Annotated in this window: 15 protein-coding genes; 8 read left to right on the plus strand and 7 right to left on the minus strand. The window is 65.8% G+C overall.

What is annotated here, in order from left to right:
• The first annotated feature begins 129 nt into the window (after positions 1–129).
• From D3874_RS12315 to D3874_RS27995, 4 genes are all read left to right on the plus strand, one after another.
• Positions 130–1005, plus strand: a complete 876-nt coding sequence (locus D3874_RS12315) for a Hint domain-containing protein (protein WP_158595963.1) — start codon at positions 130–132, stop codon at positions 1003–1005.
• A gap of 83 nt (positions 1006–1088) precedes the next feature.
• On the plus strand, positions 1089–1874 hold the full coding sequence (locus D3874_RS12320) for a hypothetical protein (RefSeq protein WP_147385636.1): 786 nt from the start codon (positions 1089–1091) through the stop codon (positions 1872–1874).
• A 6-nt stretch (positions 1875–1880) separates the two neighbouring features.
• Positions 1881–2147, plus strand: a complete 267-nt coding sequence (locus tag D3874_RS27990) for a hypothetical protein (RefSeq protein ID WP_147385637.1) — start codon at positions 1881–1883, stop codon at positions 2145–2147.
• 51 nt (positions 2148–2198) lie between these two features.
• Positions 2199–2843, plus strand: a complete 645-nt coding sequence (locus D3874_RS27995; protein WP_147385638.1) for a hypothetical protein — start codon at positions 2199–2201, stop codon at positions 2841–2843.
• A gap of 58 nt (positions 2844–2901) precedes the next feature.
• Here the strand turns inward: D3874_RS27995 and D3874_RS12325 are convergent, their stop codons facing one another.
• The gene (locus D3874_RS12325) at positions 2902–3126 is read right to left on the minus strand and encodes a hypothetical protein (protein ID WP_147385639.1); all 225 of its coding nucleotides are present in this window, start codon (positions 3124–3126) and stop codon (positions 2902–2904) included.
• Positions 3127–4012: 886 nt separating this feature from the next.
• On the opposite strand from D3874_RS12325, the gene D3874_RS30285 reads away from it, so the two are divergent.
• Both D3874_RS30285 and D3874_RS12335 read left to right on the plus strand, forming a co-directional pair.
• Entirely contained in the window at positions 4013–4285 is a 273-nt protein-coding gene (locus tag D3874_RS30285; protein WP_233559927.1) for a hypothetical protein, read from the plus strand.
• 612 nt (positions 4286–4897) lie between these two features.
• Positions 4898–5308, plus strand: coding sequence for a DUF805 domain-containing protein (locus D3874_RS12335; protein WP_119778351.1), 411 nt, complete (start codon positions 4898–4900; stop codon positions 5306–5308).
• Between the two features lie 40 nt (positions 5309–5348).
• Here D3874_RS12335 and D3874_RS12340 read toward each other — a convergent pair whose 3' ends face one another.
• From D3874_RS12340 to D3874_RS12350, 3 genes are all read right to left on the minus strand, one after another.
• On the minus strand, positions 5349–6434 hold the full coding sequence (locus D3874_RS12340; protein ID WP_119778352.1) for an NAD(P)H-dependent glycerol-3-phosphate dehydrogenase: 1086 nt from the start codon (positions 6432–6434) through the stop codon (positions 5349–5351).
• Between the two features lie 135 nt (positions 6435–6569).
• Complete coding sequence (locus D3874_RS12345; protein WP_119778353.1) at positions 6570–7802, minus strand: DUF445 domain-containing protein; 1233 nt, start codon at positions 7800–7802, stop codon at positions 6570–6572.
• Between the two features lie 121 nt (positions 7803–7923).
• Entirely contained in the window at positions 7924–9075 is a 1152-nt protein-coding gene (locus D3874_RS12350) for a hypothetical protein (RefSeq protein WP_119778354.1), read from the minus strand.
• A gap of 239 nt (positions 9076–9314) precedes the next feature.
• Between D3874_RS12350 and D3874_RS12355 the strand changes: the two genes are divergently transcribed.
• Positions 9315–9977: a TetR/AcrR family transcriptional regulator gene (locus D3874_RS12355; protein WP_119778355.1), complete on the plus strand. Its 663-nt coding sequence runs from the start codon at positions 9315–9317 to the stop codon at positions 9975–9977.
• A gap of 251 nt (positions 9978–10228) precedes the next feature.
• On the opposite strand, the gene D3874_RS12360 is transcribed toward D3874_RS12355, so the two are convergent.
• The 3 genes from D3874_RS12360 to D3874_RS12370 form a co-directional block, all read right to left on the minus strand.
• Positions 10229–12574, minus strand: a complete 2346-nt coding sequence (locus tag D3874_RS12360; protein WP_119778356.1) for a hypothetical protein — start codon at positions 12572–12574, stop codon at positions 10229–10231.
• Between the two features lie 48 nt (positions 12575–12622).
• Complete coding sequence (locus tag D3874_RS28000) at positions 12623–12886, minus strand: hypothetical protein (protein WP_147385640.1); 264 nt, start codon at positions 12884–12886, stop codon at positions 12623–12625.
• A 402-nt stretch (positions 12887–13288) separates the two neighbouring features.
• Entirely contained in the window at positions 13289–14530 is a 1242-nt protein-coding gene (locus D3874_RS12370) for an aminotransferase-like domain-containing protein (RefSeq protein ID WP_119778358.1), read from the minus strand.
• Between the two features lie 145 nt (positions 14531–14675).
• Between D3874_RS12370 and D3874_RS12375 the strand changes: the two genes are divergently transcribed.
• The gene (locus D3874_RS12375) at positions 14676–16484 is read left to right on the plus strand and encodes an ABC-F family ATP-binding cassette domain-containing protein (RefSeq protein WP_119782267.1); all 1809 of its coding nucleotides are present in this window, start codon (positions 14676–14678) and stop codon (positions 16482–16484) included.
• Positions 16485–16547: the final 63 nt, after the last annotated feature.

Genomic DNA, 16547 nt, shown 5'->3' on the forward strand with positions numbered 1-16547 from the left:
ACCACTGGCAATGCCGTTTACAGTTGCCTGCCCTCGGGGAGTTGGTCGAGCGAGCCGGAGCCAGGAGCAACATGCGTCGATGACTCGTGTCCCGCCGGCTCTGCGCAGGATCCAACAACCGGCGCTTGCGTGCCGCTGAAAACCCGGACGAACACGGTTACACGCCAAGTTTTTAGCTGCGAATATGCTATTCGCGGATGCGGCAAGGATACTGATCACCGTGGTGTGACCCGCCACTCGGAACAGACTGTGACTGAAACGCAGGATGTTGTTACCGGCCGCTGGGTCGAAACCGGGCGGTCGCCGTGGACAGTGGTGCGGACCACGTATTCCTGCCCTTGCGACGTCGCCTATATCGCGCCGAGCGCCGGCGGCGGGCATGGCGGCGAGGCCAAAGGAAGCCGGGATACAACAGGCGACGGGACAACCGATAGCCCAGGTGAGGGTAATATGAGCGACTCGTCGCCGAACGGCGTTGGCTCCGCCGCCGGAGTCGGTCACGGGGTCGGTGGTGGTGGCAGCGGCACCGGCGGCGCCGGGGATCCGAACGGCGGCGCCGTGAGCTGCTTTTCAGGCGAGACCGAGATTACTTTGGCCGATGGCTCAACAAAACCGATTTCCGCCATTCGCACTGGCGATCGGGTGAAAAGTCAAAAAGGAACGAGCCAGGTTATTGCTATCGAAAGGCCGACTTTGGGCGGGCGCCTGCTTTACGGCCTGAATGGCGGACCCGGATTTTTCACAGCCGAACACCCATTCATGGATGCCGGCGGTTGGGTCTCCGTTGACCCCGGCGCAACCGCTGAAGAAAATCCGGCGGTATTTGTCACAAAAATGAAGGTCGGCGACTGGCTGGTGACGATCGGTCAAATGGAAGAATGGGTAGTAGTCAAATCTATCGACCCACACGATATCGATGAGCCGAACAGAACAGTTTACAATTTGATCTTGGACGGCGATCACACGTACTACGCTGATGGGTATCTAGTACATAACAAATACTGAGTATTTAGGCTTGAATTGTGATGATAATCACATTCTTAGGCCTAGATAGCGTTAGTATATCTTCATCTACGGAGGATTTGGCGATGAAAGCAGAAGCCGCATTACTAATTACAGCTATTCTTGGTTCCCAGGCGGCATGCGCCGACGTTCCACTCGTGCCCGGGTCGCCGCTGCGCATCGATAGGATTGGAGTTCGTCTGTCCGACCAAGGGCTCGAAAACCTAGGGTTCGCGAAAATGACGCGCTCTCAGATCACGGCGGCTTGGATCGGCAATACTGTCGCCTGGGGGCTCTCGGGCAAGGTCGACGCGGTCATTTTTTATGATCCTGTTGGCGTCGCGTGGACCTCGGCCGCCGACGGTTCGAAGACCGTCGCCGGCTGGTGGTTTGAGGGTGACGATTTTTGCGAAGGTAGCGCCGCCAAGTCCATGTGCTCGACGATTTGGTCGGCCCCGGCCGGCGCGGGCGCCGCCCGCATGATCCGCGCCATCGACCTTAGCGAGGGCCAGGTCAGATCATACTCGACCCAAGTTATTCCGGGCGACCTGGGTCGCCGGGAATGGGGTGGACGATTTGCGACCGTGCCCGTTGAGATTACAATCAACGGCAGCGCCGCGCAGTCAAAAGCGCAGGTTTTCTGGGACTCGAAAAATGGAGAGGTTTTGGGTCCCGGCTTTGCCTACGTTTTGGATTGGCCGGCGAGTGGGGTCAGGTGCGGCGGTCGGCTGACGCGGGCCATCGGCGAGACGCCTAGGCTTTCATGCCCCGGCGGGTTCACCGGCCTGGGTGACGCCGGCGCGCCGTTCACCCTCGTGGATCCTTCCAGCTCAACGACGGTGGTGGTTCGATTCCTCAGCGATCGCTGGTGACCGGCCGTGTCCGCGCTCTGGGTCACCTATCGCCGGGCTGGCGATGATTGGCTGATCGCCAGCCCCTCCGCTGCCCTTCCCGCCTGGCTCCCCTGGAAACTCAGCCCTACGCCACCTGGCTGGGAGGCTGCCATCGACGAACTGAAACAGAGGATTCGAGCGCGCACGGCCTCGTTTTCGATCGGCCGCGGGCAAGGCCGCGAAGATTTGTTGTTGCAGATCCCTGTCAGCGCTCGCCCGCCGTTCAATGCGATGGCGAAAACAGGCGATTGACACGCCAGTTTTGGTTGTTGAGAGTTAACAGAACACTCATAGGAGGCTCTGTTGAGGAATTTATTCTTTTTGCTTGCAATGCTTGTTCCCGCTGCCAGTCCGGCGATGGCCGAGCCGATCCAAAACACAGATTGGGTCTCAAAGCTCGTGATGCTCGGCCCAGCTGCGCGCGAGGAAGTAAAGGCTAGTTACACAAAATACCTGGGCGCATCGAGCCGACATGACTATCATTTAGCAATATCCGAAGATGGAATGCGCTGGGACGCTCAATCGCACGATGAAGATTGGGGCTGGACAACGGATGACGCAAGAAAGAATGTCCTTCAACGCTGCCAATTTAAATCGAAGAAGACCTGCTTTATTGCAGCGATCGATGGGAATCTGAATTTTACGGTTGGATCTCCATACCCTTTGGAGCCCCAGACGTTTAAATTTGGGGGCGACCTGGATCCGGATCAAATACCATTTATCAGCGAACGCGCGCGCCAGAAAATTAAGTCCGGATATCCCGACAGCCAAATATATAAGGCTCTTGCAATAAGTCCTTACGGCGCTTGGGGCTATTCTTTTGGCTTTGGCAATAGCAATCAGGCGAAGACGAAAGCGATTGAGAATTGTGAGGACTCTTCGTGCTTCGTCTATGCGAGTACAGATCAGGTGCTATTCGACGCCGACACCGTCTTACCCGGCCGATAATTCTTGAGTGGTGCCGGCGATTTCTCCCCGGCACCGCCATGAGACTTGTAGCCATTACCTAATGCATCCAGTCGCCGATTCGGTCCCACTGGAGATTTAGGCAGTTAGCCGTCCATCGGTAGTAGCGCTGAATCTTTCTGCCGAGGTCGTGCATCGCGTCCATGCCGCCGACCGCGTCTGCGGCTTGTCCGGCAGCCCGCAGCTCGGCTCGCGCCTCAGCGCGGGTGAGCTTGATGATATCTGGCGGCAGCGGCGGACCCGGCGGCCGGAACCCGCCGATCATGGATTCATCGTCGAGCTTTGCACACAAGTGGGCGAGACGCCGAATACCTTCGTCGGTCGCAGCCGGTATCTTCCTCGAATAGGATCTGGAATAGGACCTGATCCGCACTAGCATAGTAATCTCCTAAGTTACGTATGGGTTGTAGTCCAACTACAACCCTGCCCTCGGCGAGAGCAGGGGGTAGCAAGGTCAAAGCCGGCCCGGACCCACGCGCAGGCCGAAGGCCGAGCATGGGGAGGACCGCCCGAAGGGCTTGGCCTTGACCGCGCGAGGGCCCGGCGGGCCCTTAGCGCCGGCGGCGCGTCTGCGCGGCCTTGGGGCCCTAGGATACCCCACACGGTTACAAATGCCCCGCCAGTGAAGCTAGAAGCGCCCGCCCACCCCCTGCCGATCGAAAGAAGGCCGGCCCCTGGACGTTGGAGACCATCGGCGGCGGCGAGACCGTGGAACTTGGTCGGGTCGGCAGCGCCCCCCTCGCCCTTCCGATCTCCGCATGCAGGCTGGCCCAGGGCCGCGCGGTCTGGCCTTTGGCGAGCAGGCCAGCGGCGTACGCATTCGGCCGCCGCACGGCCCCTCGTCGAAGACGGGACGCGATCACAGCAATAACTGCGACGAGGCCGCGCTCGCCATGTAGGGCAGCGAGTCCGCTTATAGTCGGGGCAGATAGGCCGACCATCGCACCAATCGCACGAGACGCCCGACAAAGACTCGACCAAGTGGCCGTGCCTTCCCCCGCCTCGGAAAATTCGGGCACTAAGGTGGCGATCACGACGGCCGACAGAGGTGCGGGCTGGCCGCGGTCGGCGTTATTGAGGCCCGGCGGTCTCGGGGTGCTCCCTGTCAAAGGATCTACAGAAGGCTCAAAGCTTGTTTCCTTAGTAGTGGTATGGCCAGCGCACTTTTGCGCTTTCTGGTCGTGCGAATTGGCCTCTTCGGAGGTGGCCTCAGGCCGTGCGAAAAGGGCGTCGATGCGCTGATAGAGAGGCCCCAGATCGACGGCGACCGCCCGGCCGGTCGATTGCCGCGTGATGAAGCCGGCGGCATCCAGGGCGGCCAGATGCCGGCCTACGGTGCCCGCCGTTACCCCGTGCCGGCGGCCGAATCGGGAGCGATAAACAACAACCCGGAGGTCGGTCTCGGGTCGAAGAAGCTCCACTAGGCCCATGAGACTTACGAGTGAGCCCTTGCCGATCAGGCCGAGGCACCTGGCCTTCTTTGCTGACCACAGCAAGCGGCTGCGCTTGCGCTTGAAGTCCGATTCGTCGCGTCCAAATAAGGTGGTCGGATATGTCAAGTCAGTTACTCGCCCAGGCGGGCGGGACGCGAAAGGTGAATCACGTTTTGACAGGACGGCGGGCGCACGAGATAATGCGCTGGTCCGGCCGGGTCGTACTCACTCGCGTACCGCTCGGCTGCCGCTGGCGCTGCTAACGCCACCGGCCGAATCGGGCCCTGGGGTGCTCTCCCCGGGGCCCATCCTCGGCACATCTAGTTGGCCAAAGCCTCCCAAAAATGCCGCTTCTGCCTGCAAAAAAACCCTTATAAATCAACCGGTTGACCCGGTCTCTGACACCGGTAGCTCTGGTTCGAATCCAGGTCCCCCAGCCAGCGCGTCCCTCTCCCTGAATATCGATCATGGCTGTGGCTGCCGTCACGCCGCCACGACATTTCCCTTGCAAATCCTCGGGCAATGATCGGGATGATAGTGCGTGCCCGATCGGCCAGAGGTTCGGGCGCGGGCCTGTACTCAACAAATAAGGGGAGGGGAATCATGAGCCTAGGCACAGTGCTGTTCTCGTTTTCGGGCCGCCTCAACCGGCTGCCCTGGTGGCTGAGTGCGATCGGCCTTGCCGTCGCCCAGTGGGTGCTGCTTTTCGTCCTGATGAAGGCCCTGGGCGTGGAGATGGTGGAAACCACCACCGCCACCAGCTACAGCGTCCAAGCCGACATGAGCACCATGAGCCCGGCCGCCATGACGGTGTTCGGCATCGTCGGGCTGGTCTTCCTGTGGCCGGGGCTGGCGATCGCCATCAAGCGCTGGCACGACCGCGGCAAGAGCGGCTGGTGGGTGCTGATCATCCTGATCCCGATCGTCGGCGTCATCTGGGCCCTGGTCGAGAACGGCTTCCTGCGCGGTACGGTCGGCCCCAATCAATACGGCCCCGACCCGCTGGGCGCCTGAACCACCGGCACCGCCGCGCCCGGGCGCGGCGGTGCTGCTCTCAATCCTCGCGGCTGGCCGGATGGGGGATCCGGACCTGATCTTCGGCGGCCAGCGGTTCGGGGCGCAGGCCCGAGGTCATCAGGCCCATCATGACCCGGTCGAGCGAGGCCCCGCGCAGCACGCTGTCCACCGCCTCGCAGATGGGCATGTCGATGCCCAGGCGCCCGGCCAGGGCGACGACCGAGGCGGCATTGACCGCCCCCTCCACCACCGGCCCGCCCTCGTCCAGCCTGGGGTTGCGCCCCTCGCCCAGGGCCTTGCCGTAGGAGAAGTTGCGCGACTGCTCGCTGGAGCAGGTCAGCACCAGATCGCCCACCCCCGCCAGGCCGCTCAAGGTGTCGGCCCGGGCGCCCAGCGCCACGGCCAGGCGCGTCAGCTCGGCCAGGCCGCGGGTGATCAGGGTGGCACGGGCATTGCTGCCCAGGGCCCGGCCTTGAGCAATCCCGCAGGCGATGGCGATCACGTTCTTCACGGCGCCGCCGATCTCGACCCCGATCACATCGTCGGCGAGATAGGGCCGGAACCTTGTGGTGGCGAAGGTCACGGCCACCCGGGCGGCCAGGTGGCTGCTGTCGAAGGTGCCGCCCGCCGCGGCGACGGTCACCGCCGTCGGCAGGTCGCGCGCGACCTCGGCGGCAAAGGTCGGGCCGGACAGCACCGCCTGGGGCCGGCCCGGCATGGCCGCGGCGACGACCTCGCTCATCAGCAGGCCGGTTTCGGCCTCGACCCCCTTGGCGCAGATCACCACCGGCACGCCGGGCGCCAGCAGCCCCTCGCACTGCCCGGCCATGGCACGCAGATGCTGCGACGGCGTGGTCAGCAGCACCAGATCGGCGCCGGCCAATGCCTGTTCGAGCGCGCCCGTGACCGCAACGGCCGGCGGCAGGGTGATGCCTGCCATGAAGGGATTGGTGCGGTCGCGCGCCACCGATTCCAGAACGGCGGCCTCGCGGGCCCACAGCACGACCTGGCGCCCCGCCCGCAGCGCCGCCAGGGCCAGGGCCGTGCCCCAGGCACCGGCACCGATGATCGCGATGCGGCCGAAGGCGGCCGGGCTGTGGTCATCGCTCGCGCGCGTGGACAAGGGAGCCCTCTGCCGTGATCGGGCGGCCCCGCCGCCCCAAGTGATTTGCGCCGACGCCGGGCCCGGCCCCGCGTCGGCTCATCCATAACCGGCGGCAGGCCTCGTGTCACGCCGGGACGGTGACGGCGGCCCCCGTCACTGGAAGCCCAGCGCCAACTGGGCCGAACCGGCGGCAAAGCCGGTCACTGCCCCCAGGACGAAGAAGATCCATTCGTCTTCCTGGAAGGCCGGCCGCAGCAGGTCCTGGAACTCCTCGGGCGACAGCAGCCTGGTCCGCGCGGCCAGGAAGCGGGCGAGGAATTTCGCCCGGTCCTTGTTGAAGGCCACATCCTCCAGCGGTTCCAGTGCCATGGCCGGCGACTTCTCGGCGATCGAGGTCTTCAGCCCGGCATAGCCGTCAGGTCCCATGGCAAGCTGCAGGGTGGTGCGCACCACCGGCGATTCGAGCATCGGCGCCAGGTGCCGCTTGATCAGGATCTTGGTCCGGCCGGCGTGCTTGCCCACCAGGATCTCGCGGGTGATGGCGCCGATGGTCAGCATTTCGGTGGCCGCGAGTTCGGCGAACTTGTCGGCGATTTCGGCCTGGCGGGTCAGGAACACGCCCTGGAATTTCCACGGCCCGATCTTCAGGGGATGCAAGGGCCGGAATACCATGGAAAGCGCGATCCAGTTGGTCAGGAAGCCCAGGATCGCCGCATAGGCCGGCAGCAGCCAGTGCGCCGGGATGAAGTAGAACAGCACCATCTGCAGCAGGCCGAAGACCAGGCCGATCCAGAAGCTGATGCGGACGACGAAATCCAGCTCCTTGGCGCCGACCTCGACGAACATGCGCACCACCAGGCCACGGTCCAACTCGACCTGATTGCCGATCATCTCGCGGATATCGACCAGGTCCTCGACATTGTTGATGATGTCGTCCATCAGCTCGCCCATCACGCGCGAGAGCTGGGCGCGGGCATGGTTATAGACGCGGTTGCGGATGAGACGCGGCAGGTTCGCCCACAGGACCGGGCTCTGCTCGCCCATCAGGTCGTCGACATAATCCTCGATGCGGGCGGCGACCACCTTGGAGACCTGCTCGGAGATCTTGTCAGGCTCCATCTGGCGCATGAAATCGCTGAGCGTGCCGATCTTGGCCAGGGTCTTGTCGACCAGGATGGTCGACATCTTGCGGCCCTTGCGCGGCACCACGCCCTGCCAGCCGAGGTAGGGCGGCAACACGCCGACGAAATGGATGGGATAGAAGACCATCTTGATCGCCATCCAGACATGCGCCCAGGTGACGACCGCGGCCACGACCGGAATGCTGACGAACCCCCAAAAGTCCGGCCGAGCGTAAAGCTCGGCAAAGAATTCGCCCAGGCCCATGCCTCTCCCCTACCCTGTCCGGCGCTTCTTGGTGCTGGGCGCCCGTTTTGATTATTCACACCCTTGCGCGGCGTGACCAGTGCAGTAACGACGCATTTGGGATCATTGGCTACTCGGGTAATCACGGAAACGCCGCGACGAGCCCCACCAGCAGGAACGCCCCCGCGGTCAGCGCATGCAGCAGGGGCAACTCGCCGCGCAGGATCCCCCGCTGGACGCCCAGGAAACGCGCCTCGTCCAAGGCATCGAAGCGGGCCGTCACATGGGCGTAGAGACGCGCGGCGCAACGCTGCGCGAAAACCGGCTCGGCCATGGCCCGGGGCAGCAAGGCCAGGAGTTCGGCGGTCGCCGCGGCCTGCATCCCCTCCATCGCGCTGGGCGGGATGATCAGGGACAGCATCGGCCGCCCCGGCATGCGCGCGAAGATGGCGGCCACCCGGCGTTCGATGATGGCGCGGGTGGCTCGCGCGCCGCTGCCGGCGATCAGCTCGTCGATCACCGCCTCGATCTTGAACACGTCATTGGCGACGGTATCGGCATAGAGCCCGGTGATCATCGGGCGTTCGGGCAGCAGCGGCGTGATCATCCAGGACGGCATCCGCTCGCGCCAACGGGCCGGCGGCGGCTCGAACATCCAGGTCATCGCCCCCAGCGAGGCGATGAAGCCCGTCGCGGCACCCACTACCGGCGCCAGCGACGCTGGCGCCGCCAGTTCCAGGATCACCAGCGGCAAGGCCAGCACGGCCGGAAAGGCATAGCGCAGAACCCGGAACGCCGGCGCGGCGACGGTCTCGACCATGTTGGCCAGATGATCGTGCCGGCGGGCGAAATACCGCGACAGCATGCCGGGCACATCGACCAGGTCCTCGATCGCCTCGATGATCTCGGCAATCGCCCGGTCGATGACCATGGGCACGGCACGGGCGAAATAGCCTTCGATCTGCGCCTTCACGGCACCGGGCAGTGTCGCCCACAACAGGCCGAGTTGGCCGCGGGCGATCCGGTCGACGATGGCCTCGCGGTCACGATGGAAGGCCTCGGTCACCTGCCGGGCGATATCGGCCGGGCCCAGCACCAGGGCAATGTCATGCACCGGCCCTGTCACCTCGAGCGACAGCCGGCCGATGCGCTCGCCGATGGCGCCGCCATGGGCCGACACCAGCGAGGGCATGGCACCACCCAATGGCCGGGGCAGCGGCAAGCCGCCGAACAGCACCACCTGGGCAATCACGGGAATGATCGCCGCCACCATCAGGCCTAGGAGAAGGATCACCGCGTGTAACCACCGACGTCAATTGCCCGGCAACCGGTCCGCCCCGGGGCCCGAGTCGGCATAAGTGGCCCCTGACGGGCCCCTGTCTTGTCGATCGTTCAACAATCTTCGACGTTCGTCAAATCTGCCCCGCAGAAGCGGCGGTTTCCCTTGGCCGGGCATCGATGGTAAATGCCTTGCAGGCACAAACTATGGCCGAGCCACCGGCGATTCTGCGTGCATGACCGAGACCGAACGCAATGACCGAAAAAAGCCAACCAGCCAGGCGACCGAGGCGGCTCAAGGCCAAGCCGCGGCCGGCGACCGACCGCGAGGAGCGGACGCTGGCCCTGCGCAGCGCCATCCTGGAATCGGCCATCGAGGAATTTGCCACGAAAAGCTATGCCGGGGCCTCGTTGCGGGCGATCGCGGCCAAGACCGGCATCGAACTGGGCCACCTGGGCTATCACTTCAGCACCAAGCTGGAATTGTGGCAGGCGGCCGTTTCCGCGATCTTCGAGTCCTTCCCCGACATCCGGAGCATGGACCCGCCGGCCAATGCCGCCGAAGCGGCCATGAACATGACCCGCGTCGTCGCGGGCTATGCCTCCTTCGCCCTCAGCCATCCCGAGCACATCCAGATCGTGTTCAGCGAGGCACCGGCGGGCGGCGAGCGCCTGGCCTGGATCGCCGACAACTTCCTCGACGGCATCGTCGCCGACGTTTCCCGGCAGTTGGAGGCCGCCCAGCGCTTCGGCGTGCTGGCGGCCGTTCCGGTCAGCATCTTCTTCTCGGCCATGGTCGGGGTTTCGGCGATCAACTTCGCCCTGCCCCACCTGCGCGACATCTTCTCGGGCCAGGCCATGACGATCGAGGAACTGCTGGTCACCCTCGCGCGCCTCATTCCGCGCCCGGAAGCGTGAGCATTTTGCACCGCGACTGCGCCGATATCGGTGAAATTCTCTCAGCGTCGCGGTTTTGACGGTCGACAAACTTTCGTAGATCGAGTTATAAAGCCCCTCGCGTGTCAGCCCTTATGCACGCTGCGCCGCGGGGTCGCCACGGCGCCGCCTGGCGGTGCCGGCCTGGCCGGTACCGCCATTTTTCTCGAAGTTCCGCGAAGACAAATTAAAAGGGCGGCCGAAGCCGCCCTTTGATCGGTCGATGCCTGCGATCAGATCGGCAGGGGCAGGCCGCCGCCGGCCAGGCCGCTGAGCGCGGACGGCAGGCTGGTCAGGGTGCCGGCCAGGTCGCCCAGCACCGGAATGCCGGTCAGCGGGCTGTCGCCGCCAGCGCCCGGCAGGCCCGGGATGGGCAGGCCGCCCGAGGCCGCGCCCGACAGGGTGCCGACCAGGTCGCCCAGGACCGGCACGCCGGCCAGCGGGTTGTCGCCGCCGCCGGCGCCCGGCAGGCCGGGGATCGGCAGAGCAGGGATCGGCAAGCTGCCGAGGGCATCGCCCAGGACCGGAATGCTGGCCAGCGGGCTGTCGCCGCCGCCGGCACCCGGCAGCGAAGGCACCTGCCCCGAGAGCAGGTCATGGACCGCATCCAGCACCGGATCGAGGGCGCCCGCCTGCGTCCCCACCAGGGCATCGACGACCTGCGTCAGCGGCGCGCCCGGGCCGTCGGGCACCTCGGTCGCATCGTTCAGCGGGCCGGTCAGCGGCGCCAGCGCACCAGTCACCGGGTCGACCAGGGTGGTGACGCCGTCGGCGACCGGCACCAGCGGGGTATCGACCAGCAGGCCGTCGACGGTGTTCTGGACATTGTCGATCAGGCCGCCCGAGAGCGACGGATTGGACGGAATGGCAGCCGCCAGATCGCCGAGGACCGGAATGCCGGCCAGCGGGTTGCTGCCGGTATCGCCGCCAACACCGGGGATCGGCAGGCCGCCGAGCAGGTCGCCAACCACCGGGATGCTGGCCAGCGGACTGTCGCCACCGCCCGCACCCGGGATCGGCAGGCCGCCACCGGCGGCATCCATCAGGGTACCGACCACGTCACCCAGCACCGGCACGCCGGCCAGCGGGTTGCTGCTGTCGCCGCCCGCACCCGGGATCGGCAGGCCGCCGCCGGCGGCATCCATCAGGGTACCGACCACATCGCCCAGCACCGGCACGCCGGCCAGCGGGTTGCTGCTGTCGCCACCACTGGCACCCGGGATCGGCAGGCCCGACAGGGCATCGCCCAGCGGCGCCAATGGTGTGCCTTCCAGGGCCGAGGTCAGCGTGTCGAGCGACAGCGCATCGGTCGGCAGGCCGCCCGACAGGGCATCGCCCAGCGGTGCCAGCGGCGTGCCTTCCAGCGCCGAGGTCAACGAGCCGAGCGGCAGCGCATCGGTCGGGGCAGCACCACCGCTCAGGGCGGCGGCCAGCGGATCGAGAACCGGCGACAGGGCGTCGATAAGAGTGTCGACGCCGCCCGTCAGCGGGCCGAGGGGGCCGGTTTCGGTGTCGGTCAGGTCGTTCAGGGGATCGGTGACCGGCGACAGGGCACCGGTGATCGGGTCGACCAGCGTGTCGACCAGGCCGTCCACCGGCGCCAGCGGCGAATTGCCCAGGAGGCCGTCGACCGTGTTCTGCACGGTATCGATCAGGCCATGGCTGACGCTGCCCGGGGGCGGCGGCGGCGGCGGCGGGGTGATGTCGCCGAACGGGTCACCGCCGGTCTTGGCGCCGCCGGCGCGGCTGATCTGGCGCAGGCCAAAGCCGGTCGGGTCGCTGAGGAAGAAGTTCTGGCGGCCGAGGTTGCGGTGCATGCCGATCAGGGTCGGCTCCGCCGCCTGCTTGGCCCGGTCCGTATCCATCAGGTTGGTGCCGCTGTTGAAGTAGAAGCGGACACCGCCATAGCCCAGCGCGCCGGCATCGTCGAAGGCGCCGGTGGCGAACAGGGCAAGGCCCGGGACATCGGTCAGCAGGGCTTCGACCGTCACATCGCCGCCCAGCTCGGCGGTCTCGTAGTAGGTCAGGCCGGCGCCGATGCGCAGGTTGGGGTTGGTGTAGATCGACAGGCCGACGCGGCCGTAGACTTCGCCGTCGATGATGTCGCCGGTGAGGTAGCCGACCGTCGCTTCGAGGGTCACGGTCTCGAGGTAGTATTCGCCGATCGCCGACACCGCATACTGCGAGTCGCCTTCGATGTAGTAGCCGCCGCCGGCGACGCCGATCAGGCCCTTCTGCGGGTCGCGGTAGAACAGTTGCGCCGCGCCGCCGGCAAAGCCCACTTCGTCGGCGACGAAGCCCGCGATACCGTCGATCTGCAGGCCCAGGCTGTCGCCCAGGGGAATGGTCAGGCTGGGGGCGCCGCCGTAGAGGCCGCCGTTCTCGTCCTGGCCGCCGAAGATGGAAAGCTGGCCGTTGGTCTCGGCGACCGCCTTGCCGCTATAGCCGAACTGCTCGCCCGAAACCGCGACGGCTTCCTGGGTGGCGTCAGGCTGGGTGGTATCCTGCGAGGCCGCGAACGTCGCCATCGCCATGGTCGAAACGAGCGCCGTCGACGAAAGAATCGCGCGAATGTTCATAACTGTTCGTTCCCCAGAACTCGAAATCCCCTGTCCGCTGGTTCTGTGTCACCAAATGGGTTCGATTGTTTTAGCAATCCCAAAAAGGCGGCGTGACCTGCGAGGCGCCCAAACATTGCGCGAAACGCTTGCAAATGCGCCGACGATTTCAGTCAAATTGATGGGATAGTCCGCCCGATTTGCGCGCACATTTCGCCATTTTGAATTCATCTGACCGGCAGCGATCCACATGTTTTCTTGCTTGTTGCTTCCCGCACCCGCTTCGGCGACGAGAAGCTTTTGCGGGAGCGGGGCTGCAACAATGGCGAGCATGGTTAATGCTGCTGTGCGGCGCGGCATGGGATCGGGCGGCCGCGACAGTCGAGACCCCAGAAACGACTAGATGGCGGCGTACACCTCGTCGCCGAATGCCCAATGTTCTTCACGGATTTTACTGGCTCCTCGGTGAAGAGGGCCGGTAAAAGGCAGATCTATGCTGCGATGCAGCAAGTCAAAGCCGGCCGTGGAATAGCCGCCGAAATCGGCCCCCTGGCGGCCGACCCTTGCGTCATGCTGCCGATCCGACCGAAACGGTACGGCTGGCGAAAGACCCGGAACGGCCAAAGAACCAAATCGGCGCTTTTCCCTGAGGCAGGCCTCTACAGGCACAGCCGCGGCGGGTGAGCCGCCGCGGCTAACACAATGAATCCAGTGCGGAAACGCCGATTGGTCGAATCAGGCGGCCGCGGCCAGCGAACCGATCAGCCCGCCCAGGCGCGCGATCCCCTCGTTGATGGCGGCCTCGTTCGACAAGGAATAACTGAGCCGCAGCTTGTTGCCCACGGCGCCCTCGCCGTAGAAGGCCTTGCCGGGCACGAAGGCGACGCGGCATTCCCCCACCGCACGGGCCAGCAAGGCCGCGCCGTCAATATGCGCCGGCAGGGTCACCCAGACGAACATGCCGCCTTCCGGCCGGGTCCACGAGACCCCTGCCGGCATGTGGCGCGCCAGCGCCGCCAGCATCAGGTCGCGGCGCTGGCGATAGGCCTCGCGGATGCGCGCCACCTGCGGCTCGAACACCTTCTCGGCAACCTCGTGCATGACCATCTGGTTGATGGTGGCGCAGTGCAGGTCGGCGGCCTGCTTGACCAGCACCAGCTTGGCGATGACCTCGGCGGCACCGCAGACCCAGCCAACCCGCAGCGCCGGCGCCAGGGTCTTGGAGAAGGTGCCGCAGAACAGCGTCCGGGTCCGCTCGATGCCCCCCGACCGCTCGACGTCGAGGGCCAGCAGCGAGGGCACCGGGGTCCCGTCGTAACGCAGCGCCTGATAGGCGGCATCCTCGATCACCACCGTGTCGAGCGCCGCGGCCAGATCGAGCAGGCCCTGGCGCGCGGCCAGGGGCACGGTCTCGCCGGTGGGGTTGGAGAAGTCGGGCACCAGATAGGCCAGGCCGACGCGCCCGCCCCTTTCGGCCGCCGCCAGGCGGTAGCTCTCGGGCGTGCGGTTGCCGCCCTCCAGGGTCAGGCGGTCGTAACGCGGCTCGTAGGCGTTGAAGGCCTGCAAGGCGCCCAGATAGGTCGGCGCGGTCACCAGCGCCGTGTCCCCCGGCGATAGGAACAGCTTGCCGATGAAGTCCAGGCCCTGCTGCGACCCGGCGGTGATCATGACGTTGGCCTCGGTGCAGGGCACGCCCTGCCTGGCCATCTGCCCGGCGATCCAGCGGCGCAGCGGCAGGTAGCCTTCGCTGACCGAATATTGCAGGGCCTGGGCCGACTTCACCTTATCTATCAGCACTGACGTGTAAGCTTCTGAAATTGCTTGTGCTGGAAACAATGCCGGATCGGGAATACCACCAGCGAAGGAGATCACGTCGGGCTGATCGAGCAGTTTCAGCAGCTCGCGAATTTCCGACGCATTCATGCGCGCGGCGCGGCTTGCGAAACTTTCTGTCCAATTGATAGTGCCGGCAGTCATGATCGAAAATCCTTGTGGCTCGTTTTCGTAATGAACGACATCTTCACAGATAGGTCAATAGTACTGTCATTTAAGCGGCGGGGGCATGCGCGCCCGGCGCGGGTTGATCTTGGCCACGCGGGCGGCTATTGAACGCCACCACATCATGGCAGCTCCCCTTCTCACCCTCAGCGACATTCATGTCGGCTACGGCGGCCAGCCGGTTATCGATGGCGCCGAACTGATCGTCGGCGAAGGCGAACGGCTGTGCCTGGTCGGGCGCAACGGCTCGGGCAAGTCGACCCTGCTCAAAATCGCCGCCGGCCTGATCGAGCCCGATGGCGGCAAGCGCATCGTGCAGACCGGCGTCACCATCCGCTACCTGCCCCAGGAGCCCGACCTCTCGGGCTTTGCCACCACGCTGGCCTATGTCGAGGCGGGGCTGGCCGAGGGTGACGATCACCATCGCGCCCGCTCCCTCCTGGAAGCGCTGGGCATGACCGGCGAAGAGAATCCCGCCGGCCTGTCGGGCGGCGAGATTCGCCGCGCCGCCCTGGCCCGCACCCTGGCGCCCGAGCCCGACATCCTGCTGCTCGACGAGCCGACCAACCACCTGGACCTGCCGGCCATCGAATGGCTGGAGGACGAGTTGCGGCGCTACCGCTCGGCCCTGGTGCTGATCAGCCATGACCGCCGCTTCCTGACCAGCCTGTCGCGGGCCACGGTGTGGCTCGACCGCGGCATCGCCCGGCGCACCGACCGCGGCTTTGGCGCCTTCGAGGAATGGCGCGACGCCGTCCTCGAACAGGAAGAGCGTGACCGCCACAAGCTGGACCGCAAGATCGTCGCCGAGCTGGACTGGCTGCGCCACGGCGTATCGGGCCGGCGCAAGCGCAACATGCGCCGCCTGGGCGACCTGCACAGCCTGCGCCAGGACCGGCGCGAGGGCCGCCGGGCAACCGGCAACGTGCGCCTGACGGTCGGCGAGGTCGAAACCTCGGGCAAGCTGGTGATCGAGGCCAAGGTGATCTCGAAGAACTACGGCGCGCGGCCCATGGTCACCGAGCTGTCGCTGCGCCTGCGCCGCAATGACCGGCTGGGTATCGTCGGGCCCAACGGCGCCGGCAAGACCACCCTGATCAACCTGCTGACCGGGGCGATGCCGCCCGACAAGGGCGTCGTGCGGCTGGGCACCAACCTGGCGATGGTCACCCTGGACCAGAAGCGCGAGGACTTGGACCCGGCGACCCCGCTCGCCGACGTGCTGACCGGCGGCGGCAGCGACCAGGTGCTGGTCGGCGGCCAGTACAAGCATGTCGTCAGCTACATGAAGGATTTCCTGTTTCCGCCCGAACAGGCGCGCACGCCCGTCGGCGTGCTGTCGGGCGGCGAGCGCGGCCGGCTGATGCTGGCGCGCGCCCTGGCCAAGCCGTCGAACCTGCTGGTGCTGGACGAGCCGACCAACGATCTCGACCTGGAAACCCTCGACCTGCTCGAGGAGATGATCGCCGATTACGCCGGCACGGTGCTGCTGGTCAGCCATGATCGCGACTTCCTGGACCGGACGGCCACCTCGATCCTGGCCTACGAGGGCCCGGGACGCTGGACCGAATATGCCGGCGGCTACAGCGACATGATCATGCAGCGCGGGCACGGCGTCGAAGCCCGCGAGGCGGCCGCCACCGCGCCCAAGGCGGCGGAGGCGGGCGTCGAGGCTGCGCCGCGCGCCGCCGCCAAGCGCAAGCTGTCGTTCAAGGACAAGCACGCCCTGGGGGCCCTGCCCAAGCGCATGGAAGCCTTGACCCAGGAAATCGCCGCCTTGCAGGGCAAGCTCCACGACGGCGCCCTGTTTTCGCGCGATCCCAAGGCCTTTCAGGCGACCGTCAGCCGGCTCGAAGCCGCGCAGGGCGAACTGGCTTCCGCCGAGGAAGAGTGGCTGACCCTCGAGATGCTGCGCGAAGAGATCGAGGGTTGAGCGGGGCCGATTTTGCAGCGCTAATTTGCGCTGCGGTGCAGAACAGGCTATGCGGTCGCGAGA

This window comes from Oleomonas cavernae, assembly GCF_003590945.1.
Taxonomy (GTDB): Bacteria; Pseudomonadota; Alphaproteobacteria; order Zavarziniales; family Zavarziniaceae; genus Zavarzinia; species Zavarzinia cavernae.